Origin of the sequence: Mycolicibacterium helvum (assembly GCF_010731895.1) — a bacterium.
In the GTDB taxonomy this organism is placed as follows: domain Bacteria; phylum Actinomycetota; class Actinomycetes; order Mycobacteriales; family Mycobacteriaceae; genus Mycobacterium; species Mycobacterium helvum.
On record NZ_AP022596.1, the window covers coordinates 394397 to 418243 of the forward strand.

A 23847-nucleotide genomic window follows, 5' to 3' on the forward strand; every position below is an offset into this window, starting at 1 on the left:
CACATGATCAGCACCGAGACCCTCGACCTTCGCGTCGACAACAGCGTGCTCTACGCGACCCTTGACGCCCCGCCGCTCAACCTGATCGGGCCCGAACTGGTCCGAGATCTGGTCAACCTAGTGCTCTACCTCGAATCCCACGACGACATCTCCGTAGTGCTCTTCCGCAGCGCCAGCAGCGAATTCTTCAGCGCACATGTCGACATGTACCGCGCATCGGAATTAGGCGCCGAAGTCTCCCGCCTAGAACCTGGGGCACCTCTGGGTGAGCTCTACCGCCGCATCAGCGCCCTCAACCAAGTCTCCATCGCCGCCATCACGGGGCGAGTCCGTGGAGCGGGAAGCGAATTCGTCCTGGCCTGCGACATGCGCTTCGCCGGAGAGCATGCAATGTTCGGACAACCGGAGATCGGCCTCGGCGCAGTACCGGGGGCTGGTGCGCTGCAACACCTGACCCGTCTCATGGGCCGCGGCCGGGCACTCGAAGCACTCATCGGTGCCGAGGACTTCCCGGCCGATCTGGCCGCACAGTATGGCTGGATCAACCGCGTGCTGCCCGAAGACGAACTGCCCGCCTTCACCTCCGCGCTCGCCCACCGGATCGCACGCTTCCCCACCGCGGGAATCGCCGACGCCAAACGCCGCGTCAACGCCCTCACCCTTCCCGACCCTGACGCCCTGCACGAGGACAGCCAACTCTTCCTAGCCGGACTCGGTCGCCCCGAAACCAAAGCCAGGATGCAACAACTGTTCGCCGCAGGAATGCAAACTGACGGTGCGTTGGAAGCGGGGTTCGGCGCCGGTCTCGACGATCTCGCACCGAGCCGCTTGTAAGCACCGACGTATGCCAGCTTCGTCAAGCACCGGGCCTCGAACACGGCTTCGCATCGGCCGACAGGAATATCCGTGCGGGGCCGCGACTCGCCGCCGCTACCTTGATAGCAGTAAAAAACCCACAGCCTCGTCCGGGTAATGATGTCCGATCCGGGGTGGCTCACGGGAGCGCCAGCGGACGGGAGCGATCCAGGCGTAGATGTCCTCGAGCATGCCTTGTCGGCGCATCCAGGCCCCAAGACTGTCCGGAGGCGACCTGAATACTCAAGGGGCTGCTCCCGCCCGCCCGAAGGCGCTTGGACACGATGCGGACTTATAGTCATACTTATGACCATGCCGGAGATCAGTTCACTGGCTGAGACGAAAGCCCACCTGTCGGAGTTGGTGGCGCGGGTCGGAGAGCAGCACGAACGCGTGACGGTCACCGTCCATGGGCGGCCGGCCGCGGTCTTGATCGCCGTCGACGATCTGGAGTCACTCGAGGAGACCATCGCAGTCCTGTCCGATTCTGCGGCGCTGCGCGCACTAAGCGAGGCCGATGCCGAACTGGCCCGAGGAGAGAGCGTGAGTGAGGGCGATCTCGCCGCGGCGATGCAGGCTCGTCGAGCTGGGAAGTGACCGACCGGCGCTACGAGCTGGTCGTTGCCCCGACTGTGCGACGGCAGTTGGCCGAGACCCTGCCGGAGGCGGTGACGTTCGCGGCCTACAAGTTCATCACCGGACCATTGCTGGACAACCCGCATCGGGTCGGTGAGCGATTGAGGCCGCCCCTGGAAGATCGTCGCAGTGCCCGCCGGGGCACGTACCGCGTGATCTACCGCATTGACGACGCGCACCGACGCGTCACGGTCGTGGGTGTGTTCAGCCGCGCCGACTCCCACCGCAAGCAGTGATGATCGGCCGGCGGCAAATACCTCGAACCGCGTTGCCGTCTATTCGGCGCGTACGACCAAGAATCGAGCGGATTCAGCCAGTCCGTGCTCGCATCACCCGGAAGAGAAACTGCCATCTACCAGACAAACAAATACTCTTCGGGAAGTCGTCGGCGGCGTTGATGGTTCTGATGGTGAGGTCCTGGACGAGGATCAGGACGCGCGTGTAGTGGATGCGACCGACGCCGATGTGACCCCTGGCGCGTGCGCCGATCCTCACCCATCCTGAGAAGAAGCTGATAAATTCCGCGCCATATGGATGGCAGCTCGCCAATCGGTTTGCGCCCTTTGTGTTTCCGTCACACTGACGGCGGGTGTGGTGTCAGTGTCTCCGCCGGCCGTGGACGTGGCACCTCGGACAGAGCTGATTCACGTCGTGCACCTCAGCGATCTGGCCTTGGCGGCATCCGGTCACCGACAGCCACCCGGCAAGGCAGATCCCCGTGATGTGCCCTTAGCGGCGGTTTCATCTTCGTCGTTGCCGTCGAATGAGGTGACCCGCGCAGATGTTCTGAAGCCGTTTGTGCAGCTTGCCGATTGGGTGGGACGTTGGGTAGAGCTGGGGGCGTTCATTGCGCTAGCGCCGGTGTTTGCGCCGACCCTCGAACTCTTCCACTATGCGACGGCGGGATTTACCCCCGGGTACCTCGATACAGTTCGGTGGTTTGTTGAGAGAGCCCTGACGAACCGGTTCAAAATCGCCACCGGGGCTGCCGCCACGGGCAATCACGTTCAATCGTCATCGGTGACCGCATCGACTACCGATGCTGCCCAGCAACTCGGTCCCAGCGATGCGGCCTTGACGGCACCAGCGGCGGCCAGCCGTACGGCGACGAACAACATCGCAGTCTTTCCGGAGCGGATCGATCGGGCGATTCGAAAGGCGTTGTTCATCATCACGTTGCCGGTCTCGCTGCCGATAATCGCAGCCGGGTTCGTTACGAATTTCCTATGTGTCACGGGCTGCTCACAATTTGTGCAGCAACTAGCCGATCTCACCGCGCGAGTGGGCTCCTTTTTCTTCCCGTCGCCAAGTGCCTCAGTCTCCGTCACTGCAGCGTCTGTGGTCACCAACCGCGAGATGAGTTCGGCGGCCGCGGATTCCGCTAACACAACTGCGCCAAAGGCATCGTTAGCTGCTTCCCGACGCTCACACTCGACTGGTGCGGATCAGGGCAGTGCATCGAAACATCTTGCAGCCAAACAGGATAGGACTGTCGTTCGGGTCGCCGCCAAGCAGGCCGATCCCCAGAAGGCTGGTACGCGCCGCGCCGAACGTCGCTCCGGCCAGGGACACGGCACAAAGGGTAGCGCCAACTAATCGGTCCAGCCGCCTTGGCCCCAATATGGCCTAGCTGTTGCGGGACAGGACGTTGAGGTCGATCAAACCGCCTTCAGACCCGGTTGGGGTGCGACGAATTCAAAGCTCCAGCGCAGGCTGGAGCAGACCTTCGCGCCAGGCGGGCGGGTGCTGATGTTCCATAGACCGCGGGAAGTTGCGACGCAGGTCGGTTCCGTTGGGTCCAGGGCGACCACAACGACGGAGTTGCGGACGACGTCAAGCAATTCTTGACGAACGTATGCATGTCAATCTAACGTTGACGCATGTCCGGTTCGTTCACTATGACTGGCCAACAGCTTCACCGCCAGCTCGGCCAGATCTTGGCCGCCCCCGTCTTGAACAGCGAGAACGATCCACTCGAGTTGGTGCGCGCGGCGCACGAGATTCGGGACAAGGCCGAGACATTGCTGGCCGAGGCCGTGGAGCAGGCACGGGCGGCAGGTCGAACCTGGCAGGAAATCGGCGGAGTGCTCGGCGTATCGCGCCAGGCCGTCTTCCAGCGTTACGGAAAACCAATTGATCCACGAACTGGAGAAACCATGAACACCACACCACTTCCTGGAGCCGACGAACTCGCCAGGACCGTCATCGAGGACCTTGTTCACACCCGGTGGGCTGATATCCGCGCGCGCTTCGACGCCACGATGCACGACGGCCTAACCGAGGAAGGCCTCGCCGAGGCATGGGCTCACATTGCGGGCACGGTTGGGGCCTACGAGAGTCACGGAGATACCGACGCCAAGCGCACCGGCCTCTTCACCACCACAAACACGCCATTAACCTTCGAGGCAGGCGATTTCGTCGCTCGCATCACCTTCCGTGACGATCGGTCGATTGCCGGGCTGTACATCCTCAGTCCCGATGAGGCCGGCGGCGCCGGCGAATCAGCCGCCACGTGAGCCAGTAAGCCAAGCGACACCGGCAACACGATGAAGCTTTCAAACTTCCAGGTGTCTTAGGCAAGCCTCGATTGAGAGAAGCGGGACTGTTCAGATCCTGCCTCAGATCTTGTCCCTCAGGGATTCTGTCGCGTTTTTCCACTGTCTCGGGGGCTGACCGTAGCGACGGCGGAAGGCCCTACTGAAGGCGGCTTCGGATGAGTAGCCGACCTGGTTGGCGATGGCTGCGACGGGTGTGGTGCTGGTGCGAAGTAGCTCGGCGGCGTGACTGAGCCGACGGTCGGCGATGTAGGTCAACGGCGGTCGGCCGAGCAGTCGAGTGAACCGCTGGGCCATCGCAGTCCGGGAGACGTTCGCAATGGTGGCAAGCTGAGCGACCGACCATGGGTAACTGAGGTCGCGATGGATAGCCGTGAGGACGGTGCTCAGCGCGGGATCCATTGCAGCGGTTAGCCATCCAGCATTGGTGGGTTGCTGTCGGGACCATTCGCGCAGGGCGTGGATGAACAACAGGTCCAACAGCCGCGAAATCATCGCTGAGGAACCTGGGCTTGGTGACGTGACCTCGACAAGCAAGAGTTGCAGAGTCACCGGCAACCATTCCTGACCGTGCGGCTGGGAGCTCACAACGATCGCGGAAGGGAGTACCGAAAAGACGGGATCTGCGATGGTGTCGTTGGCGGTGAAGGTGCCGGTCAGCCATCGCGGCGCCCGGGCGTCGCTGAGGAGGGCGGCATTGGGTGGGCTGTCGGTATCCCGGAGCGTCCGTGCGCTTATCGGATCACCAGCTTGTAAATGATGGCCATCCCCGCGGGCGCACAGTACGAGGTCGCCGGCGTCCAACAACTGGGTGGGCATACCTAGGGCCTGGATCCGGATCGGGCCTTGTTCGACGATGTGGAACCAGCGGGTCCCGGCCGGCAGGGCGATGTTGAAGGGGGCGCGCGAGGCGTACCGCGCGACAGACCGACCCTGGAGCTGCACGACGTGCAGAATTTCCGAGAGCGCATCCTCAGCTTCAGGTGATGATGCCTGCCACTCTGCCGAAGATGGTGGTTCGGCAAAGTAATCCGAGTTTTCAGTCATTGTTCTTGGCCGATCGTACACATAATATCGGACGAGACCGGCGATGCTGTCGACCAACTTTCTCAAGGTAATTCAGTGCGGTCTGACTGTGAGTTCGTTTGCGCCACAGAGGAAGTGCTCCGTTTTTAACGCGCGCCGGTTGATCATTCGGAACTAGCACATTTACACACCGTGCAGGGCAACATTGCCTGCCTCTCCATCACGGCAGGCCCCAACGAGAAGGAGCAACCGTGCCCACCATTACCACATCGGACGGCGTCGAGATCTTCTACAAGGACTGGGGTTCAGGCCAGCCGATCGTTTTCAGCCACGGCTGGCCGCTGACGGCCGACGACTGGGACGCCCAGATGACGTTCTTCCTGCAGCAGGGTTACCGGGTGATCGCCCACGACCGCCGTGGGCACGGGCGCTCCGATCAGGTCGGTACCGGCAACGACATGACGCACTGGGTGGCTGATCTCGCCGCGTTGACCGAGCACCTCGACCTGCACGATGCCGTCCACATCGGGCACTCCACCGGAGGCGGTGAGGTGGCTCGTTATGTCGCGGGCCACCAGGATCGGGTCGCCAAGGCGGTGCTGGTGGCCTCGCTGACGCCGAATATGCTGCGCAGCGAGACGAACCCCGGCGGTCAACCGCAGGAGTGGTTCGACGCAGTTGAGGCGGGTGTGCTGGGGAACCGATCGCAGTTCTACCGCGAGGTGCCCGAAGGCCCCTTCTACGGCTTCAACCGTCCGGGTGCGGAGCCCTCCGAGGCCGTCATCGCGAACTGGTGGCGGCAGGGCATGTCCGGTAGCGCCCAAGCGCACTCCGCGACGGTGTTTTGCTGGCTCGAGGACTTCACCGAAGATCTGCGGAAGATCACCGTCCCGGTGCTGGTGATGCACGGCGACGACGACCAGATCGTTCCGTACGCCAGCTCCGTACCCCGCGCCGTCGACCTACTCGAGAACGGCGCGCTGAAGACCTACCCCGGCTATCCGCACGGAATGCTGACCACGCACGCCGACGTCCTCAACCCCGATCTGCTGGCCTTCATCAGATCCTGATCGCCGCCATCGGCGCTCTCCTGCACAGGTCCACGATTCCACAACGTCCGACCGACGCCCCGCAGGTACGAGTCGCGTGGTCAGCCCCGACGTCCGGCGCGGAGGGCGAACGCATCGAGAGCGTGCAGCACCTCGGGTGCGCGCCAAGCGCGATTGCGCGACTGGTCTGTGAACTCGACGATGATCCCCGCCTTGATCAATGGGTCCAGATAGCGGTAGACGTTGCTCATCGGGATGTTCAGTTCACGCGTCAATAGTTTTGCGTTGACGACCGGGCGTTTGATCAACATGTCGGCAATACGGTGAACCGCGGAATCCCGGCGAGCGGTGATCTTCGATGCCCAGACTTTCCTGATTGCTTGCAAGTCGCCGACGAGGTGGCGACCATTGGCGACCGCTAAAACAGAGGCCGCAGAGAGCCTTTCGACGATCGGAGCGGGGTCGCCCTCGCGGTATGCGTTGAGTGCCTGGAAATAGGAATCGGTGTCAGTGAGCAGCCCCGCCGAGACCGGGACTGTGACCTGACGAGTCAGCCGCTTGTTGCGCAACGTCGCCTGGATGAGTGCCCTGCCGGTGCGGCCATTCCCGTCTGGGAACGGGTGAATGGTCTCGAACTGTGCGTGCGCGATAGCGATCTGAGGAAGAACGGGGATATCGTCGCGCCCGGAGAACCTGATCAAGTCGTCGATGGCGCCTGGGACCCGACTGTGCTGGGGCGCGATGAAATCTGCGCCCCGGGGACCGAAGTCGCCGCCACCGATCCACACCTGCTCGGTTCGCCACTTGCCGGCGATGTCCGGATTGCTGGCGTTCATCAGCGCGGCGTGCATCGCGAGGATGGCGTCGCCGTCGACGCAGTCGGCCAGGGCGACGGCGGCTTGCATGGCCTCGGTGTTGGCGACGATCACCGAGGCATTGCGGCGGCTGGAATGCCCGAGAGTCTCGGCTTCAGCGATAGCGCGCGCGGAGGCGGTCAGATTCTCGATCTTGGAGCTGGCGGCCGACTCTGAGCGGAGCAGTACCGAAGCGAAGGGTGCAATCTCGTGGCCAAGTTCGGCGTCGAAACGAGCGATCTCCTGGCTGGCTTCCTCCGCGTCGGCGAGGACACGGGACGGCAGGGACACCTCAAGTTGGGCGATCTCTGCCGGAATCGCCGCCCGATACTCGCCGGACTGCCGCAGCGCTGCGCGCACGTTCTGCCGCCCGTATCCAGCCTCGGTCGGCATATCCCATGTCAGGGTCTCGTACTCGACGGCAGTCCTAGCGTCATGTGATGACACGCGGTCAGGTTATCATCACTTAGATGCTTAACTGATAATAAGCGGACGTTTGTTATCACTTCCCGCACGGCGCCTCATCGAGCCCACAGCCGCCGCGGACGGCCCTTAGGTGGCGGTGGTGCGCGGGTTGCCTTGTGACTGGCTACCGGCATGCATCAACTGGGCGAAGAACTTCGAACCGGAGGCATGGACGCCGTCGACGACTCGCCTCCAGGCCGCGGCGTGGGAGAGGTTGGCGATGCCGGGTTGGAAAAAGTGGCCCTGGCTGGCCTGGTTATCGATGTAGAGGCCTTCGGTGATCAGCAAACCAAAGCCACCGTCGGCGAAGACCCGGTAGTAGCCGCCGATCCGATCGGTGGGCACACCATCGGCTCCCGCACTCACTCGGGTCATCGGCGCCAGAGCGATGCGGTTGTCCAGTTCTACCTCACCGATAAGAGTCGGGCTGAAGAGATTGGCTTGGCGGTGCGTATGTTGCTGAATAGACACGGAGACAGTCGCTTTCGTGGTCGAATTGGGCGCGAGGGCCAGAGATCGCCATTCGGCGTCTCCACCCGTTGACGGCGCGGTAGTCGCCTCGCCTGGTCAGCCCCCGGAGGAGTTGCGTCCCAAATAACACGCAGTGCTATCGGGGGGTCGCTCAATGTGCGTCCGGATGTGCGGACACGTATTTGACGAAGCCGGCTACGTCGTCGGGAACGAGCCGTCCGATCGCCCCGCTCGAATACACGGCCAGGCACACCGTCCCATCCGGTGCCAGGATGACGCCGGTCGACTGCAGATAGTGCGGGTCTTCGTTGACGTAGGCACCGATCGCGGTGGCGACCTGGTCGGCGTCGGCGCCGTATCCGACTGGAAAGTGCAGCTTGCGCTTGGCGACCAGTTCCGCGGAGGTGTCCTCATCGTCGACGGAGAGGGCGACGACTTTGACGTTGAGCTCGCTCAGGGTGTCGAGTGCGCGCGAGAACGCGCCGAGTTGTGCGTTGCAGTAGGGGCACCAGGACCCGCGGTAGATCAGGATGACGCCGTAGGAGCCGGCGAGGTCGCCCGGCAGGCTGATCGTGCCGCCCCCTACGGCGGAGACGTCGAGCGGGGGGAACTGTTGGCCGTTGACGAGGCGCGAGATAGAGGTTCTTCCATCGTGATTCGTTGACACCGTCATGACGAAGCCGATTGCGGTTGCGCGGTCTCCGCTTGCTCTTGGAGCCGGCGGCTATGGCCTCGATAGGCTTGGTAGAGATTCACGACCGCCAAGAACATGACGAACAGCGGGATGTACGGGGTTTTGATCCCGAGGGGCAGGACGTTGGCCGGTACATCGGGTTGCAGGTGCACGTAGGTCGCAATTCCCATGTTGACCACGAGCCCGGCTGACGCGACGAACACGATTGGGCGGTACAGGTTTGGGGTCTTGTGCCTGAAGCACGCCGGCAACAGCAGGCCGAGGCCGATCGCCATTTCACCGACTTTGCCCAGGGGGATGCTGAGCCGTGGCAGGTCACTTTCGGTGATCTGCACGTCGAACATAGTGCGAAACGGCTCGAAATTTTTCAAGAACCCAAACATGAACATGAACACGCCGAGAAACATCGAGTTGTATTTCAATATCTTGGCGTCTTGGGTGCGATTCACAAGTCCCTCTCGATCGGTTTGTACTAATTCGAGCCGCCGGATTGGTGTTAACGGTCGGCAGTTGTGGGCCATAGGCGGTGTCGCGCCGAAGGGCTGACGTGGCGAGGGAAGGGGCATTGTTCGAGGCGCGATGTCGAAGTCCCTCCCGGGCGATGCGTTGGCCACGCTGGGGATCATGCCGAGGGAAAAGTGGACCGACAATTCCAATTCGGATACCGTCCAGCCGTGGCGACAAACGAACGTGGTTCGGCGCCGCGACTGACGGCCCGCGGAGCGGTCACCAAGGCGCGGATCGTGGCTGAAGCCACATCTCTGGTCCGTGAGCGCGGCGTGGCAGGAACGAGCCTCGACGCAGTGATGACGGCCAGCAATACCAGCAGGTCGCAGCTCTATCACTACTTCGCCGACAAAGACGCCCTTATCGGCGAGGTAATAAAGACTCAGCTCGGGCGGGTCATCGCCGCACAGGAGCCACGCCTACGTGAGGTGACATCCTGGAGCGGTCTGCAGCGTTGGTGCGATCATCTCGTCGCCATGACGCGCACAACACAAGGGATCGGCGGCTGCCCCCTTGGCTCCCTCGTGAGCGAGCTCGCCGACAGATCTGACTCCGCGCGCCTCGAGCTCGCGCGGTCCTTCGCCGAATGGCAGTCCTATTTATCCACCGGCCTCGCGGCCATGCGCGACAACGGCGAACTCATCGTCGAAGCCGACCCGGACGAATTGGCGTTGACGATGATGAGCGCACTGCAGGGCGGACTGCTCATGGCGCAGACCACACGCAGCGCCCGTCCCCTCGAACTGGCCCTCAACATGGCACTTGGGCACATCGCCGGATATCTGTCCAACCCCGATCCGATGAATACCCGGTTGATCAACAGATAGCCCAACCGACGCAGGTCGGTTCCATTGGGTACAGGGCGACCACAACGACGGAGTTGCGGACGACGTCAAGCAATTCTTGACGAACGTATGCATGTCAATCTAACGTTGACGCATGTCCGGTTCGTTCACTATGACTGGCCAACAGCTTCACCGCCAGCTCGGCCAGATCTTGGCCGCCCCCGTCTTGAACAGCGAGAACGATCCACTCGAGTTGGTGCGCGCGGCGCACGAGATTCGGGACAAGGCCGAGACATTGCTGGCCGAGGCCGTGGAGCAGGCACGGGCGGCAGGTCGAACCTGGCAGGAAATCGGCGGAGTGCTCGGCGTATCGCGCCAGGCCGTCTTCCAGCGTTACGGAAAACCAATTGATCCACGAACTGGAGAAACCATGAACACCACACCACTTCCTGGAGCCGACGAACTCGCCAGGACCGTCATCGAGGACCTTGTTCACACCCGGTGGGCTGATATCCGCGCGCGCTTCGACGCCACGATGCACGACGGCCTAACCGAGGAAGGCCTCGCCGAGGCATGGGCTCACATTGCGGGCACGGTTGGGGCCTACGAGAGTCACGGAGATACCGACGCCAAGCGCACCGGCCTCTTCACCACCACAAACACGCCATTAACCTTCGAGGCAGGCGATTTCGTCGCTCGCATCACCTTCCGTGACGATCGGTCGATTGCCGGGCTGTACATCCTCAGTCCCGATGAGGCCGGCGGCGCCGGCGAATCAGCCGCCACGTGAGCCAGTAAGCCAAGCGACACCGGCAACACGATGAAGCTTTCAAACTTCCAGGTGTCTTAGGCAAGCCTCGATTGAGAGAAGCGGGACTGTTCAGATCCTGTCCCTAAGGTGAACGCATTGAGCCCGATGCGCTCGTCGAGGAAGTCGAAGAATCGTTGGGCGGCGAGAGCCCGGGCCATTGGCTGGCAATGTCCGGCAGCACCTTCGGTCTCGGTGAACCGAACGAGTTCTTTCTCACCCGGGAGCATCTCGTAGAGGCGTTGGGGTTGGCCGGCGAAGTATCCTTCGTTGTCAGGATCGGCGACGAGCGCTGGCGTCGTGATCTGCTCGGCAAGCTCGGGTGTGATCCGATAGCGCAGCACCTCTTGATACGTGTCGAACATGCTTGGGCACCCAAAGGGCTTGGCCGGCCAGGTGATGACTCGCTTGGCGTTCGCCGGAAGAAAGTCCATCGCCGCGTTGAACCGGACCGCGCTCACCCCAGCACCGAGCTGGTCTTGAGTCACAAACATCCCGAGGAAGCACGGGCGACATCCGATCGCGCCGACGCGATGACTCTGGCCAATATCCTTCACGTGGATGCCCACCTGCATCGCCGACTGCCGGCCGACACTGAACTGGTGCCAGGCGATCGCGGTTCTGGCCCGCGCCCATCAAGATGCAACTTGGCGACGAATCAAGGTCGCTGCCGCAGCATGAATACCGTTGTCACGCGTGAAGGAGCCGGTTGACGAGCTGACTCGAGCCCGGCCCGGACAGCTGGTCAAGTAGCGCCATGCGACCCGAGGCCGCGAGGAGCAGCGCAACCGCCGGACCCTTCACCAACGGCCCGTCGCCGATGGAAAAGTCGGTATCGGTCGCAGTCAGAGCGAGACCCTTGAGGCGTTCTTTGCCCCCCGACGATCGGTCTCCGAAGAGATACCCGACCGCCTCTGCAATCCATGTCGTCGAATAGACGTGGTTGATGCCCAACGGGCGCCGGATGTCTTCCCCGTGAACCACGATCTCAATGACGCGTGTGATCAACGGAAGCGGCGGCGAGACAGCGCAACCCGCGGCGGATCGCAGCGCCGTCAACGACGCTGACGCCTCCCGTTCGCGTGCACGGGCCAGCTGTCTTTCGACGATTCGATCGACACTGAACCTCGCCCGAACGAACTCCCGAACGAAACCGACGCGCGACAGTTCCGCCGTGGCCGCAAGATGCGCCACGACGTCACGAACGGCCCAACCGGCACACAATGACGGGGTCTCCCACTCCGCGGTCTCGAGCCCGATCAGGTCCTCAACTAGGGCCCGACGCTCAGCGTGCACCACAGGCCAGATAGAAGACTTCGTGCCACCCACAGTGGCAGCAAATCACACTGACTATCTTGCGTCAGGCCGAGGACAACCAGACACTCGCGCGCGAGCACCAACGAATCTGCGGCTGCTCGGCCTACGCCCCTTGACTTTTAACGTAATCAGAGGTCTAGAGAAACGAGACTGATCACAGCTGGCCTCGGCGCAGTGCACGCGACCCTATGCCGGTGCGCCGCACGCTGACGTGGTGGTTTTAGATCCCGGCGGCCGTCAGCCATTCGCTGTAGAAGAGCGCGATCCCGAGCCCGCAGGAGATGGCGGCGATCAGCCAGAACCGAATGGTCAATGTCGTTTCCGGCCAGTCCATCAGTTCGAAGTGGTGGTGCAGCGGAGAGTTTCGGAACACCCGTCGGCCGGTAGTACGGAACGAGATCACTTGGATGACGACCGAGGCCACTTCGGCGACGAATAACGCACCCAGGATGATGGCCAGGGTCTCGGTACGACTGGTTACCGAGAGCCCGGCGATGATGCCGCCCAGCGCCAAGGAACCGGTGTCGCCCATGATGATCTTGGCGGGTGCGGCGTTCCACCAGAGGAACCCGATGCACGCGCCGGCCGTCGCGGCGGCGACAAGGGCCAGGTCGAGTGGATCACGGACGTGATAGCACCCAGGTGCGGTGACGATGGCGCATTGGTTTCGGAACTGCCAGAACGTGATGAGGACGTAGGCGGCGGCCACCATTGCCATGGCGCCCGCGGCAAGCCCGTCGAGACCGTCAGTGAGGTTGACGGCATTCGACCAGGCAGAGACGACCACGATGCAGAGCAGCACGAACAGCACAGGCGGCAGTGTGACCGCAGCGATGTCACGGACGTAGGACAACGCAGTGCTGCCAGGAGTGAGACCGTTGGCGTTGCGGAATTGCAGCGCGAGAACGCCGAAAAGAATGGCCGCGATGAGTTGGCCCGCGCTCTTGGCTCTCTTGTTCAAGCCGAGGTTGTGGGCGCGCCGGAGCTTGAGAAAGTCATCGGCAAAGCCGACAGCACCTAGTGCAGTGGCCAATCCGAGGACGAGTAGTCCTGATGCCGTCGGGCCTTCACCTCCGAGCATAAGCTGGGCAAACAGAGTGCTGGTCAGGTAGCTGGCCCAGATCGCGGTGAGGATTGCCAAGCCACCCATCGTCGGCGTTCCCCGCTTACGTTGGTGACTTTCCGGGGCCTCGTCACGGATCGGCTGGCCTATCCCGCGTCGGGCGAACACCCGTATCAACACAGGAGTCAGCAGAGCGGCGACCACCAGGGCTACACCCGCGGCGATAAGTATCGATCTCATAGATCGACACACGTCTCTCGCGCGCAGATCGATCGATCACAGCTGCGCGGCAGCGAACCCCAAGCCTCCACCGAGCCAGTATGGCGGAGCCCCCTACGTACCGCCCTAAGCGATGTCCGTTGTGTCTCGTTCCAAAAACCAATCTGAGCGGCACATTCCCACCGTTTGGCGCTGGGTCGCGATGTCTCGTTCCTTGTGTATGGCAACATGATTCAGATCAGGTTCAATTGATGCATCATTCCGACCGCGGATCGCAAGTGCCTATCGCTGGCCTACACAGACCGCCTGCCCGAGCTCGTGATCGCACCCTCGGTTGGATCTCGCGGCGATCGCTACGACAACGCCCTCGCTGAAGCCCTTAATGGCGCCCACAAGACCAAGCTGTTTACCGCGGCAAACCATCGCGCACCGCCGGCGAAGTCGAGCTTGCGGCCGCAGGGTAGGAGGCCTGGTACAACCAGGAACGCCCTGCAAGAAGTCCTCGGCTGCATTCAGCTGGCCGAGCAGCAGGCCGCCCCACCGGCACCTCACACCCCGCAGCCAGCCAACCCCATCCAGGAACAAACCTGGGCCACTTCAGGGATTGAGTCAACTCACAGCGAACGTGGAGACTGGTGCAGATATCCGGCAGACTGAGGCAACGCCGATTAGGGTGTGACTCGGACAGAACACACCTTGGCGCCGATTGTTGGGTTCGCTTGCACGCGTGTACTTACCCTCCACCGTCGCATCGAATCAGCAAATGAGCTGCGCTATGGCAAACGCATCCGCACGGTGCGGCGCCGAAGGAATTCATCCTGGCGCTCACATGGGTTCGCCGAGCCCTCCGGTGGGACGACGGGATGAGATTGCCGCCGTCAGCGCCCTGCTTACCGCCTCGGCCGACACCAGCGTGGGGATCGTCATCGAAGGCGAACCCGGCATCGGAAAGACAACAGTTTGGCTGCATGGGCTGCATCTGGCTCGCGCCAACGGATTCCGAGTACTTGCAGCGCGAGGCGCACCCGCCGAATCGGTGCTGGCCTACGCGGCGCTCGCCGATTTGCTCGCTGACGTCGATCCGGCGCTGTGGGCCGACCTGCCGGCACCGCAGCGCCACGGGTTGGCGGCGGCCCTGCTGCGAGAACCGGACACCGGAATCGCTGTGGTCGATCAACGGGCCGTCGGCGCGGCACTGCTGACTTTGGTCGATCGGTTGTCCGCCAAGTCGCCCGTCGTGCTGGCCATCGACGACCTGCAGTGGATCGACGCGTCCAGCATCGCAGCGATCCGCTTCGCCGTTCGCCGGCTGACCTCTGGGGTGGCAGTGGCGTGCACCCTGCGCAGCGGCGCCGGTGCGGCCGACGCGCGGATAGAGCTCGCCGCCCCGGATGCGTTGACTCGAATCCATTTGCAGCCGTTAACTGCCGGCGAGCTGCAGGACGTGCTCGCCGCGCAGCCTATGGGTCGCGTGAGCCGTTCACGGGTGCTACGCATTCACCAGCTCTCGGGCGGAAATCCTTTCTATGCCCTGGAATTGGCGCGGGAGGCCGATCAGCACGGCGATAGCACCGATCTCGTGCTGCCCGACAGCCTGACTGAACTTACCCACGCGCGGATCGGGAGGGTTGAACAGGGTGCCGAGGACGCCCTGCTAGCCATTGCGAGCCTGGCGACGCCGACGTTGCCGGTGGTCGCCGCGGCCATCGGGGTGACTCCACAGCGTGCCATCGCCATGCTGGAACTTGCCGAAGCTCATAGTGTCGTCGCCATCGATGGAAGCCGCGTTCAGTTCACCCATCCTCTACTCGCCCACGCAGTCGCGTCGGCTGTACCCCCGGCGCATCGCCGCGCGATGCATCGGCGACTTGCCGGCGTCGTAACGGCGCCCGAAGTCCGTGCTCGTCATTTGGCGCTCGCCGACCCGACCGGCGAGCCAGCGACATTGGCCGCACTTGACGACGCCGCCAACATCGCCCGCGCCCGGGGTGCCCCCGCGGCAGCAGCCGAGTTGCTGGAACTGGCGATCCGACTCGGTGACGGTTCCGCACCTCGACGAATTCGATTGGCACAATGCCTCTTTGCTTCTGGCGACCTTCGTGAGGCTCGTCGCGTACTCGAGGCGGTGGTTGCCGAGCTGACACCGGGGCCGACTCGCGGCGAAGCTCTGGCGTTGCTGATGTTGGTGCGCCTCCACGACGACAGCTTCCTCGAAGCCGCCGAGTTGGGCCGGCGTGCGTTGGCCGACTCCCCAAGTGCCTCGACGCTCCGGGTGCACCTTCTCACGGCGGTGGCATTCGCCCAATTGAACACCGGTCAAGTCGAATCCGCATTCTCGACAGCCGAGCAAGCAGTCGCCACGGCCCGGCTGCTGTCTCAACAGGAGCCGCTCGGCCGGGCGTTGGGCATGCGGGCCATGATGCAGTTCATGATCGGCGACGGCTTCGCCGCCACCGATCTGCAGCAGGCATTGGCTCTCGCCGGGCCCGAATCTGATATGGCTCTGGCCTTTCGGCCCAGCATCCAGAATGCGCTGCTGATGGGCTGGACCGGGCACCTCCAGAGTGCCCGGGATGCCCTGTACCGGGCGGAGCAGAACTGTGTCGCGCGCGGCGAAGAAGGCGAGCTGATGTTCATCGCCTTCCAACGGACCGTATTCGACATTTGGAGTGCCGAATTGGACCGGGCCGCCGAGACCGCCGATGAGGCCCTGCATCGCGCTCGCCTCATCGGCGGGGACGCATCGACGTTCATCGCGTCATCGCTGCAGGCCGCGGTCGCGGCTTATCAGGGCCGCATCGACGACGCCCGTACTCACATCGAGGAGGCGATGGCCGCAGGCCAAGGCAGCGGCTACGTGTTCATGCTGTCCTGGACGGTCGCCATCCACGGATTTTTGGAACTGTCCCTGGGGAACCATGCCCAAGCGCTCGCGGTGTTGTCACCGCTGATGCCGATGGTGGAACTGATGCCCCGCTGCACCGAGGTGCTCACAACCGGGTTTCTCCCCGATGCGATCGAAGCGATGATCATCCTCGGTCGACTCGATGAAGCCGAGACGAGGATCGCCGTCCTCGAACGCAACGGTCACCGACTCGATCGGCCGTGGGCGCTGGCTGTCGGTGCCCGCTGCCGAGCCATGCTGTTGGCTGCGCGCGGTGAGGTGGGCGCTGCGGCGACGTCGGCTCGTCACGCTCTCACGCAGCATGACCGGGTGCCCATGCCTGTCGAACGAGGGCGCACCCTACTCCTGCTCGGCAAGCTCGAACGACGCCTGCGCCATCCGGGCGCCGCTGCGGCGGCGTTGGGTGAGGCTCTCAGCATCTTCGAGAATGCCGGTATGCCGCTGTGGATCTCACAGGTTCGCACCGAGCTCGACCGTGTCGCGCGCCGCGGTGTCCACCCGTTCGGGCTGACACCGACCGAGCAGCGTATCGCTGACCTCGCAGCTGGCGGTATGAACAATCGTGACATCGCCTCGACGTTGTTCATCACCAGGAAAACGGTCGAAGTCAACCTCACCCGCATCTACCGCAAACTTGGGATTCACTCCCGCAGCGAGCTCTACCACGTCATCGCGGTGGACCCGTAGTCATGTCCGTGACCGGGGTAGCGGAAGTTCAGATTGTAGTAATTTCCCAGATGTAGCCGACCTCTCCGCATGGCTAGGGTCATCCCGACAGATCCGAGCGGGGGCGGACTGTTGTTGATGGCTTCGCCTCGCCAACAGCGCCGAAGGACATCGACATGGCCGCACGATCCCGTGCCAACCGAGGCAAACCCCGTCATCGCCCCGCAAAAACACGTTCCGTTGCCACCTGGCTACGGGCGGGCTCTGTTGCGGTCGGGCTCGGTGCCGCCATGGCTGTCGGACAGGGCGTCGCTAGTGCCGACACCGCATCAGCAGCACCCGGCGGTACCGCCCACCGCCCCGAGGGGCCGTCGGCCACGACCGGCACCCGCGCGGCCGACCTTCAGCGCAACCGGCACGCAGCCGCCACCGGCGGGTACGTCGCCCACCAAATCGCTGACGCTTCGATCGCACCCACGCCGGCGGCCACGCAATCACCCCTCCACCGGCCAGCCACAGCGCCCGTCTTCGCGGTCGCCGCTGTCAGTCCGACAGCCGACACGACCGGTCGCATCACTGTCGCCTCCCTGACGCCGGCCGCCGCCTACCCAGCACCCGTGACTGCCCCGGTCACCCTCGCCGGGATCGTCTCCGACGTTCTGAGTTGGACGGGACTGTCTGCCTTGGCCCATCAGCTGCCCATTCCGGCGCTGCCAGTCCCCGAGCCGCTGGCCGCCGCATGGACCGCCGTGCGGGAAATTGAATACCGCATCAACAATCGCTACCCCAGCGCCAAACCCACCATCACCGCCGAAGATCCGAAAACCGGTGTCGTCACCGGAAGTCTCAACGCCACCGACCCCGACGGCGACCAAATCACCTACACCGTGACCACCCAGCCCGCAAAGGGCACTGTCACAGTCAACGAGGACGGATCGTTCAGCTACACGCCAGACGCAGCCGAGGCCGCCAGCGGTGGAACCGACATATTCCGCGTCAAGGTCAGCGACGCCAACGCCGCCAATCCTGCCGCCATCCACGGGTTGCTCGGCCTGCTCGGCGTGACTTCAGAGCCGACTGTCGCGGTCCGCCTGACCGTCACCGCCGTCGGCGCCCCCGCCACCACCGTGACGGTCAACGCCACCGCCGGCACCCCCGATCCCCATACCGGGGTCACCATCATCACCGTCATCAGCAGCGATTCGGCCGGCAATCCGGTGACCTACACGGCCACGAGTCTGCAGGGAACGGTTAGCCCGAGCCCCACCCAGGCCAGCACCCTGACCTTCACCCCCGGCGCGGGATACACCCCGGCCGACGTCGTCACCGACCCCGGCCACGCCACCGACACCATCACGATCACCGCCACTGATACCGCCGGCGCAACCTCGGCGGCGGTCGTCACTATCACTCAGACGGCACTGGCCGACACCCCTGTCGCCGGTACGCCCACCGTGGGAACGCCAGCCACTGATACCGGAACTGTTACCGGCACAGCCAATTTCACCGACCCAGCAGGACGCACGCTGACCTACAGCATCACTTCCAGCCCCAGCCTGGGAACGCTCAGCCTCACCGGGAACGGCGGCTTCTCCTACACGCCGACGACCACAGCGCGGACCAACGCCGCCTCCGGCGGCCCCACGACCGATACCTTCACCGTGACCGCCACCAACGCGACCGGCGCCTCGGCGAACGAAACCGTCAGCGTGCCAATCAGTCCCACGGCAAGCAGCACCGGTCCGATCAAAATAACCGTCGGCACGAACCCCGAACAACTTGCGATCTCGCCCGATGGTGCGCATCTTTATGTGACCAACAACGGCAGCAAGTCGGTGTCGGTCATCGACACAGCCACCAACACCGTCGCCACCACCATCGCGGTCGGCAACTCCCCCACCGCAATCAAAATGGCTCCGGACGGAAAACACGTCTACGTCACAAACTTCGACGACGGCACCATCTCGGTGATCAGTACCGCCACTAACACCGTCACCGCCACCGTCACCGTCGGCGGCAACCCGGAGGGACTTGCGATAAGCGCCGACGGCAGCACCCTCGACGTCGCCATCGACGGCAACAACATCACCCAGGCCGCAGTGACACAGATCAACACCGCCACCAACACGGTCAGCACCACCACCCTACTCGGTGACGGCGAGACCATCCGACCCAGTGGCGTCGCCAGCGTCGGTGGAACTCTGTACGTAACCGACTACAGCTCCAACTACATGTTCGTCATCCCCAGCCCGGGAACCCTGACCGGAGCGACCCGGATCTACGTCGGTGGCCAAGCCGTCGACCAGGTCAATCCACTAGACCCGGTCCTCAGCTCCGACGGCACAACGCTTTACGTCGCAGAGCGATTCGTCCCGAACATCGGACCGGCGATCGCAGTCGTCGACCTGTCCTCCGCGACCACCACGCAGCACATACACATTCCGGCCGCAGTGCAGGAGATCGTCAAAAGCCCCGACGGCGGCTCGCTGTTCATCACCAATGGCGGCAACACGGTATCGAAACTGGACCTCGCTACCGGCGCGGTCACCACTGTGGCGACCTATGACGACGGCGCTGGCACGGGGATCGCCGTCAGCCCCGACGGCACCCACCTCTACGCCACCAACTATGGGAACGGCACCGTCGAGGTCACCGCGCTCTCGTAACCCACGATGCACAGTTGGCTCATGAGTGCCGTAAAAGGCCCTCCCAGTTCGGCAGCTGACCTTGAAGCCATGACTTTTACTGTTCCGGTGTCACCGAAAGAACTCGGCACCTGAGCTGAAGAACCCGACGGTGCGATGAAGAACGGGCCGCGCTGCAGCGCCTGAATCGCATCGCCAGATCGTCTGCCCGACATACGCCACCGAGTCACGTGGTGGACAGGTAGGCGGCGATGCCACGGACGACGGCGGCGGCGTACGCGGCCTGTCCCTGCTGGCTGGTCAGTACGTTCGCGTCGCCCAGGTGTTTCATGTTGCCCATTTCAATCAGGATCGAGGGATAGGCCGCCAGGTTGAGCCCAGCCAGATCGGCACGCCCGTACAGGCCGTCGCTGCCGCGATAGGTGGAGGGTTGCATGCCTGACGCGACAAGCTGGTCGCGCATGGTGCGGGCGAAGGTCACCGCCGGCGGGGCCAGCGTCGTCGCGCTGATGCGCGGTGAGGCGTATCTGACGGATATCCCCACGTCTTAGCGCACAGTCAATTCCCAGGGAACCGCGCGAACCGTTGCGCCGACCATTGGATGTGGGAACCAAACTCCCACTGTCCCAGGGAAGGCCAGCGAACCGATATGAGAACCAACAGCATCACCGCCAAGGCCGCGCACGTCGTCGTGTGCGTTTCGGCTCTGAGCGTCGTCGCTGCAATGGCCGCGGCACCTGCGTGGGCACACGTTCACGTCGATGCCGATCACACCACCCCCGGTGAGGACGCCATCCTGGCATTTGAAGTCCCCAACGAGTCTGACAAGGGAGCGTCCACGTCTGAAGTGACTGTCGCCCTTCCCGATCTGACCGAGGTCAGCGCCGAACAGATCCCGGGCTGGGCGGCTCGCCTGGACCGCAACGTGGCGGCAGGCACCGTCAAATCCATCACCTGGACTGCGGCACCCGGCGCCGGCATCGCGCCCGACCAGTTCGTTCTGTTCCGGGTGGCGGCCACGCTGCCCACCGGCGCCAGCGCCTCCTTCCCCACCACCCAGACCTATAGCGACGGCACCGTCGTGCACTGGGATCAGCCCACTCCGGCAGGGGGCACCGAACCCGAACACCCCGTTCCCATATTGACTCTGGGGACCACACCACACGAGGCCGCAGACCAGCCGTCGGCCACCGTATCGGCGAGCCCTGCCCCCGCAGCACCGGCGGCGTCGGCGTCGGCGCCCGCCTCGGACAACACCTCACGCTGGCTGGCCGGGGCCGCCCTCGTAATCGCCGCGGCAAGCGTGGCCATCACCTTGGTGACGCGGCGACGGTCATGAAGGCGGCGGCGGTGTTCGCAGCGTTCTGCATCATTGCGCTCGCCGGTGCGCCCGCAGCGTCAGCGCACGCCGTGCGCATCGCCACCGACCCGGCCGTCGACGCCGTACTCACCACGGGCCCCGTCCAAGTCAGCGCCACGTTCAACGAACGTCTCCAGACGACGTTCTCCGCGATGACCGTCGTGGGACCCGACGGGAACCTGTGGTCCACCGGGCAACCTCATCTACAGGGCGCCATCATTTCCGTCGATGTCCTGCCCCTCGGTCCGGTCGGCACCTACACCGTCAACTATCGCGTCACCTCCGCCGACGGACACGTCGTCTCCGGATCATGGCCATTCCATCTCAGCACCGCCGGCACAGGCCGACCCGGACCATCCGCCTCTTCGCCTTCTACTGCCTCCCAAGGGATTCCGATATGGCCCTTCTTCCTCGCCGCAGCGGTGGCCTTGCTCGGGGGCGCAGGATGGTGGGCACTGCGACGGCGAAACTGACTTCAGTCAGGAGCTACATGGTGTTCGGCTGTCAGGGCAGCACGAGATATGTTCCGTGCCCCTCGATGACCAGGCCGTCGGCGAATCGCAGAATCTCGTTGACCTGGCCGCCATCTTGGTTGCGGTAGTTGATCACGATGGTGTCGATTCCGTCATAGACGCCTTCGACCACGAAGTGAAGGTTGGCGACGTGCTGGAGTGCACTGATCCAGTAGTCGCGTAGTGCGGATTTGCCCCGAATCACCCCGGCGGTGTGCGGCAGGAGCTTGGCAGCCACGGGTGAGGTGAACACCACGTTGTCGTCAAAGTGGACGAGGACTGACTCAACGTCGTGCGCATTCCACGCCGCCACCCACAGTTCACTAAAGACGACTGCGTCGGGCTTCATGGTCGAACACGGTAGTCGCGGCGGCTTCCAGCGCGCCAATGGTTTTGACGTCCGGCCCAGCTCCGAATGATTGAGGGCTCACTTTTTCGAGTTGAGGGTCTGGTGCCTGACATGGCCAGCACCTAAAGTCCTGATGGCGAGGCAACGTTGCCACGCGGTTCATGGGGGAACTGATGATGGTCGATACGCTGCCACCGGGCCCGCGACTCCCCATGGCCGTTCAAACCGCGGCGTGGATCGCGCGCCCCTGGGAGTTCATGAAGCGTTCTGCTGCCCGGTACGGCGACACGTTCACCTTAAAGCTCGCTGGCGAGGGAGCCATGGTGATGGTGTCGCATCCCGACGCCGTCAAGGATGTCTTCACCTTGTCTCCTGATGTCGCCAACGCTGGCGAGGCGAACCGCATCCTTCTGCCGGTCGTCGGCGGAAGCTCGGTCCTGTTGCTTGATGGTGATGCGCACAGGGAGCAGCGCCGCCTCCTCATGCCGACGTTCCGTGGCAGTCACTTGCAGAGCTACGCCAACACCATGACCGACATCGCTGAGGCTGAGATCGCTCGGTGGCCACGTGGTGAACCCGTGAGGCTGCATCCCCGGATGCAGACTTTGACACTGGAAGTCATTCTGCGCGTGGTGTTCGGACTCGATCACGGACAACGTTTGGACGAGCTACGGGCAGCGCTGCTACGCATGCTCGCACCGCTGTCACATGCCCTGGGCCAATTGATGCTGTTGGTGGTCGGCCCTCAACAAATGAGAACCAAGCTCGCCCAACGATTTCTACGCGACGTAGATCGACTTCTCTACGAAGAGATCGGCGCACGGCGGCGGGTGGACAACCTCGACGAGCGCACTGACGTGCTATCGATGCTGCTGCGAGCGGAGCACGCCGACGGCCATCCGATGAGCGACCGCGAGATCCGCGATGAACTGATCACGCTGCTGTTGGCCGGCCATGAGACGACGGCATCAGGGCTGGCCTGGGCGGTCGAGCGGATCGTCCGTTACCCCGACATCCAAGCGCGTTTGATCGAGGAGACGCGCGCCGATAGCGATCGATACGTTGACGCCGTGGTGAAGGAGTCACTTCGGCTGCGACCCGTGGTCGCCTTGGTAGGCAGACGGCTCCAAGAGCCTGCGGTGATCGGCAGAGTGTCATTGCCTGCCGGCGCGGCCGTCGTACCGTCGATCTACCTGATGCATCGGCGGCCCGAAATCTACCCCGACCCTGAACAATTCCGTCCCGAGCGATTTCTGGACAATCACTTCAGCACCCACACGTGGATTCCCTTCGGAGGAGGTGTGCGCCACTGCCTCGGTGCGGTTTTTGCCGAGCGTGAAATGCGAATCGTGCTCAAAGCATTGTTCGCGCATAACCAGATACAGCCCGACCGGTCCGCACCCGAGCCGGTACATCGCCGTGGTGTCACCCACGTTCCCGGTCGTGGCACCACCGTCGTCCTGACGTGAACCACCACCAAGATCATGCCGAGGTGGTGCGGCTGTACGGCCCATGGCGAGCCCGCACCCCTCGTGAGGCGGCCAGCTTCCTTGACGGTTATCCAGGTAGGTGGTGGATCGCTGGTGGTTGGGCGATTGATGCGTTCACCGGTACTTCGCGCGCCCATGGCGACCTCGACATTGGTATCCCGCGCACGGAGGCGGAGGGTTTCATCGAGTTCGTCGGAGCCACCTTGGATGTGTGGGCGGCGGCGGGAAGCCTGACACCGCTGCCTCGCCACGGCGCGAGCATTTCGGATGACTGCGGCAACCTTTGGTTGCGGGCCAACGGCGCCGACCCGTGGGAGTACGACGTGCTGCTCGAAGATGTTCGCGGTGAGACCTGGGTCTATAAACGCGCCACGCACATCTCGCGCCCGATCAATGATTGTTTGTGGTCCCACGAGGGCATCACGTACCTACGGCCCGAGGTTCAACTCCTGCTCAAAGCTAGGCACGCCCAGTCGAAGGACGATCTCGACTTCGAGCGGTGCCTCCCAAAGCTCGACGACGCCAGCCGCTGTTGGTTGGCTCAATCAATGAGCGAGGAAGAACCGGGCCACCCCTGGGGACGCAGACTGACGGCCTAGCTATCGAACATGACAGC

General features: G+C 63.6%; 24 protein-coding genes and 1 pseudogene. 15 read left to right on the forward strand and 10 right to left on the reverse strand.

All coding sequences use genetic code 11. The annotated features are described in order from the left end of the window. The first annotated feature begins 3 nt into the window (after nt 1-3). The 5 genes from G6N38_RS01810 (at nt 4) to G6N38_RS01830 (ending at nt 4007) form a co-directional block, all read left to right on the forward strand. Nucleotides 4-834, forward strand: a complete 831-nt coding sequence (locus tag G6N38_RS01810; RefSeq protein ID WP_163745983.1) for an enoyl-CoA hydratase/isomerase family protein — start codon at nt 4-6, stop codon at nt 832-834. Between the two features lie 327 nt (nt 835-1161). Continuing rightward, nucleotides 1162-1452 (forward strand): type II toxin-antitoxin system Phd/YefM family antitoxin, encoded by a 291-nt coding sequence (locus G6N38_RS01815; RefSeq protein WP_163745984.1) that lies wholly within the window; start codon nt 1162-1164, stop codon nt 1450-1452. Next, entirely contained in the window at nt 1449-1727 is a 279-nt protein-coding gene (locus G6N38_RS01820) for a type II toxin-antitoxin system RelE family toxin (protein WP_163745985.1), read from the forward strand. The genes G6N38_RS01815 and G6N38_RS01820 overlap by 4 nt, the downstream gene beginning before the upstream one ends. Nucleotides 1728-2142: 415 nt before the next feature. Continuing rightward, entirely contained in the window at nt 2143-3087 is a 945-nt protein-coding gene (locus tag G6N38_RS01825; protein ID WP_163745986.1) for a hypothetical protein, read from the forward strand. Between the two features lie 284 nt (nt 3088-3371). After that, nucleotides 3372-4007 (forward strand): DUF3887 domain-containing protein, encoded by a 636-nt coding sequence (locus G6N38_RS01830; protein WP_163745987.1) that lies wholly within the window; start codon nt 3372-3374, stop codon nt 4005-4007. A 102-nt stretch (nt 4008-4109) separates the two neighbouring features. On the opposite strand, the gene G6N38_RS01835 is transcribed toward G6N38_RS01830, so the two are convergent. Continuing rightward, entirely contained in the window at nt 4110-5093 is a 984-nt protein-coding gene (locus tag G6N38_RS01835) for an AraC family transcriptional regulator (RefSeq protein ID WP_163751741.1), read from the reverse strand. A 230-nt stretch (nt 5094-5323) separates the two neighbouring features. Between G6N38_RS01835 and G6N38_RS01840 the strand changes: the two genes are divergently transcribed. Then, nucleotides 5324-6142, forward strand: a complete 819-nt coding sequence (locus G6N38_RS01840; protein WP_163745988.1) for an alpha/beta fold hydrolase — start codon at nt 5324-5326, stop codon at nt 6140-6142. Between the two features lie 80 nt (nt 6143-6222). Here G6N38_RS01840 and G6N38_RS01845 read toward each other — a convergent pair whose 3' ends face one another. The 4 genes from G6N38_RS01845 to G6N38_RS01860 all read right to left on the reverse strand — a co-directional run bounded on the left by G6N38_RS01845 (nt 6223) and on the right by G6N38_RS01860 (nt 9054). Beyond that, nucleotides 6223-7368 carry a Fic family protein gene (locus G6N38_RS01845; protein WP_163751742.1) on the reverse strand — a complete coding sequence of 382 codons (1146 nt, stop codon included), beginning with the start codon at nt 7366-7368 and terminating at the stop codon, nt 6223-6225. A gap of 159 nt (nt 7369-7527) precedes the next feature. Then, complete coding sequence (locus tag G6N38_RS01850) at nt 7528-7911, reverse strand: oxidoreductase (protein WP_246227619.1); 384 nt, start codon at nt 7909-7911, stop codon at nt 7528-7530. A gap of 151 nt (nt 7912-8062) precedes the next feature. After that, entirely contained in the window at nt 8063-8584 is a 522-nt protein-coding gene (locus tag G6N38_RS01855) for a peroxiredoxin family protein (RefSeq protein WP_246227620.1), read from the reverse strand. Beyond that, a complete protein-coding gene (locus tag G6N38_RS01860; RefSeq protein ID WP_163745989.1) occupies nt 8581-9054 on the reverse strand; it encodes a hypothetical protein in 474 nt (157 codons plus the stop codon). The genes G6N38_RS01855 and G6N38_RS01860 overlap by 4 nt, the downstream gene beginning before the upstream one ends. A gap of 225 nt (nt 9055-9279) precedes the next feature. On the opposite strand from G6N38_RS01860, the gene G6N38_RS01865 reads away from it, so the two are divergent. Together G6N38_RS01865 and G6N38_RS01870 are read left to right on the forward strand one after the other, a co-directional pair. Continuing rightward, nucleotides 9280-9939, forward strand: coding sequence for a TetR/AcrR family transcriptional regulator (locus G6N38_RS01865; RefSeq protein ID WP_163745990.1), 660 nt, complete (start codon nt 9280-9282; stop codon nt 9937-9939). A gap of 112 nt (nt 9940-10051) precedes the next feature. Further along, nucleotides 10052-10687, forward strand: a complete 636-nt coding sequence (locus G6N38_RS01870) for a DUF3887 domain-containing protein (protein ID WP_163745987.1) — start codon at nt 10052-10054, stop codon at nt 10685-10687. Nucleotides 10688-10743: 56 nt separating this feature from the next. Here G6N38_RS01870 and G6N38_RS01875 read toward each other — a convergent pair whose 3' ends face one another. From G6N38_RS01875 to mraY, 3 genes are all read right to left on the reverse strand, one after another. Then, on the reverse strand, nt 10744-11280 hold the full coding sequence (locus tag G6N38_RS01875; RefSeq protein WP_163745991.1) for a hypothetical protein: 537 nt from the start codon (nt 11278-11280) through the stop codon (nt 10744-10746). 115 nt (nt 11281-11395) lie between these two features. Further along, entirely contained in the window at nt 11396-12034 is a 639-nt protein-coding gene (locus tag G6N38_RS01880; RefSeq protein ID WP_163745992.1) for a maleylpyruvate isomerase family mycothiol-dependent enzyme, read from the reverse strand. A gap of 208 nt (nt 12035-12242) precedes the next feature. After that, nucleotides 12243-13325: a phospho-N-acetylmuramoyl-pentapeptide-transferase gene (mraY, locus tag G6N38_RS01885; RefSeq protein WP_163745993.1), complete on the reverse strand. Its 1083-nt coding sequence runs from the start codon at nt 13323-13325 to the stop codon at nt 12243-12245. 227 nt (nt 13326-13552) lie between these two features. On the opposite strand from mraY, the pseudogene G6N38_RS30570 reads away from it, so the two are divergent. The 3 genes and pseudogenes from G6N38_RS30570 to G6N38_RS01895 all read left to right on the forward strand — a co-directional run. Then, a pseudogene (locus G6N38_RS30570) lies at nt 13553-13748 on the forward strand (IS3 family transposase); the annotation flags it as partial. A gap of 406 nt (nt 13749-14154) precedes the next feature. Further along, entirely contained in the window at nt 14155-16896 is a 2742-nt protein-coding gene (locus G6N38_RS01890) for a helix-turn-helix transcriptional regulator (RefSeq protein ID WP_163745994.1), read from the forward strand. A gap of 269 nt (nt 16897-17165) precedes the next feature. Continuing rightward, nucleotides 17166-19541 (forward strand): cadherin-like domain-containing protein, encoded by a 2376-nt coding sequence (locus tag G6N38_RS01895; RefSeq protein WP_163745995.1) that lies wholly within the window; start codon nt 17166-17168, stop codon nt 19539-19541. Between the two features lie 205 nt (nt 19542-19746). Here the strand turns inward: G6N38_RS01895 and G6N38_RS01900 are convergent, their stop codons facing one another. Next, entirely contained in the window at nt 19747-20064 is a 318-nt protein-coding gene (locus G6N38_RS01900) for an N-acetylmuramoyl-L-alanine amidase (RefSeq protein ID WP_246227625.1), read from the reverse strand. A 105-nt stretch (nt 20065-20169) separates the two neighbouring features. Between G6N38_RS01900 and G6N38_RS01905 the strand changes: the two genes are divergently transcribed. Together G6N38_RS01905 and G6N38_RS01910 are read left to right on the forward strand one after the other, a co-directional pair. Continuing rightward, entirely contained in the window at nt 20170-20859 is a 690-nt protein-coding gene (locus tag G6N38_RS01905; RefSeq protein WP_163745996.1) for a YcnI family protein, read from the forward strand. Then, nucleotides 20856-21353: a copper resistance CopC family protein gene (locus G6N38_RS01910; RefSeq protein ID WP_163745997.1), complete on the forward strand. Its 498-nt coding sequence runs from the start codon at nt 20856-20858 to the stop codon at nt 21351-21353. Before G6N38_RS01905 ends, G6N38_RS01910 begins: the two co-directional genes overlap by 4 nt. Before the next feature lie 31 nt (nt 21354-21384). On the opposite strand, the gene G6N38_RS01915 is transcribed toward G6N38_RS01910, so the two are convergent. Next, on the reverse strand, nt 21385-21741 hold the full coding sequence (locus G6N38_RS01915; RefSeq protein ID WP_163745998.1) for a nuclear transport factor 2 family protein: 357 nt from the start codon (nt 21739-21741) through the stop codon (nt 21385-21387). Nucleotides 21742-21914: 173 nt separating this feature from the next. On the opposite strand from G6N38_RS01915, the gene G6N38_RS01920 reads away from it, so the two are divergent. Both G6N38_RS01920 and G6N38_RS01925 read left to right on the forward strand, forming a co-directional pair. Next, complete coding sequence (locus G6N38_RS01920; protein ID WP_163745999.1) at nt 21915-23210, forward strand: cytochrome P450; 1296 nt, start codon at nt 21915-21917, stop codon at nt 23208-23210. Further along, the gene (locus G6N38_RS01925; RefSeq protein WP_163746000.1) at nt 23207-23830 is read left to right on the forward strand and encodes a nucleotidyltransferase domain-containing protein; all 624 of its coding nucleotides are present in this window, start codon (nt 23207-23209) and stop codon (nt 23828-23830) included. Before G6N38_RS01920 ends, G6N38_RS01925 begins: the two co-directional genes overlap by 4 nt. The last annotated feature ends 17 nt before the right edge of the window (nt 23831-23847 follow it).

Coding starts and splice junctions, on each gene's coding strand:
- G6N38_RS01895 (WP_163745995.1), top strand. CDS start 17,166: ATGGCTGTCGGACAGGGCGTCGCTAGTGCCGACACCGCATCAGCAGCA.
- G6N38_RS01830 (WP_163745987.1), top strand. CDS start 3,372: ATGTCCGGTTCGTTCACTATGACTGGCCAACAGCTTCACCGCCAGCTC.
- G6N38_RS01910 (WP_163745997.1), top strand. CDS start 20,856: ATGAAGGCGGCGGCGGTGTTCGCAGCGTTCTGCATCATTGCGCTCGCC.
- G6N38_RS01810 (WP_163745983.1), top strand. CDS start 4: ATGATCAGCACCGAGACCCTCGACCTTCGCGTCGACAACAGCGTGCTC.
- G6N38_RS01855 (WP_246227620.1), bottom strand. CDS start 8,584: ATGACGGTGTCAACGAATCACGATGGAAGAACCTCTATCTCGCGCCTC.
- G6N38_RS01845 (WP_163751742.1), bottom strand. CDS start 7,368: ATGCCGACCGAGGCTGGATACGGGCGGCAGAACGTGCGCGCAGCGCTG.
- G6N38_RS01875 (WP_163745991.1), bottom strand. CDS start 11,280: ATGCAGGTGGGCATCCACGTGAAGGATATTGGCCAGAGTCATCGCGTC.
- G6N38_RS01920 (WP_163745999.1), top strand. CDS start 21,915: ATGATGGTCGATACGCTGCCACCGGGCCCGCGACTCCCCATGGCCGTT.
- G6N38_RS01915 (WP_163745998.1), bottom strand. CDS start 21,741: ATGAAGCCCGACGCAGTCGTCTTTAGTGAACTGTGGGTGGCGGCGTGG.
- G6N38_RS01835 (WP_163751741.1), bottom strand. CDS start 5,093: ATGACTGAAAACTCGGATTACTTTGCCGAACCACCATCTTCGGCAGAG.
- G6N38_RS01905 (WP_163745996.1), top strand. CDS start 20,170: ATGAGAACCAACAGCATCACCGCCAAGGCCGCGCACGTCGTCGTGTGC.
- G6N38_RS01815 (WP_163745984.1), top strand. CDS start 1,162: ATGACCATGCCGGAGATCAGTTCACTGGCTGAGACGAAAGCCCACCTG.
- mraY (WP_163745993.1), bottom strand. CDS start 13,325: ATGAGATCGATACTTATCGCCGCGGGTGTAGCCCTGGTGGTCGCCGCT.
- G6N38_RS01870 (WP_163745987.1), top strand. CDS start 10,052: ATGTCCGGTTCGTTCACTATGACTGGCCAACAGCTTCACCGCCAGCTC.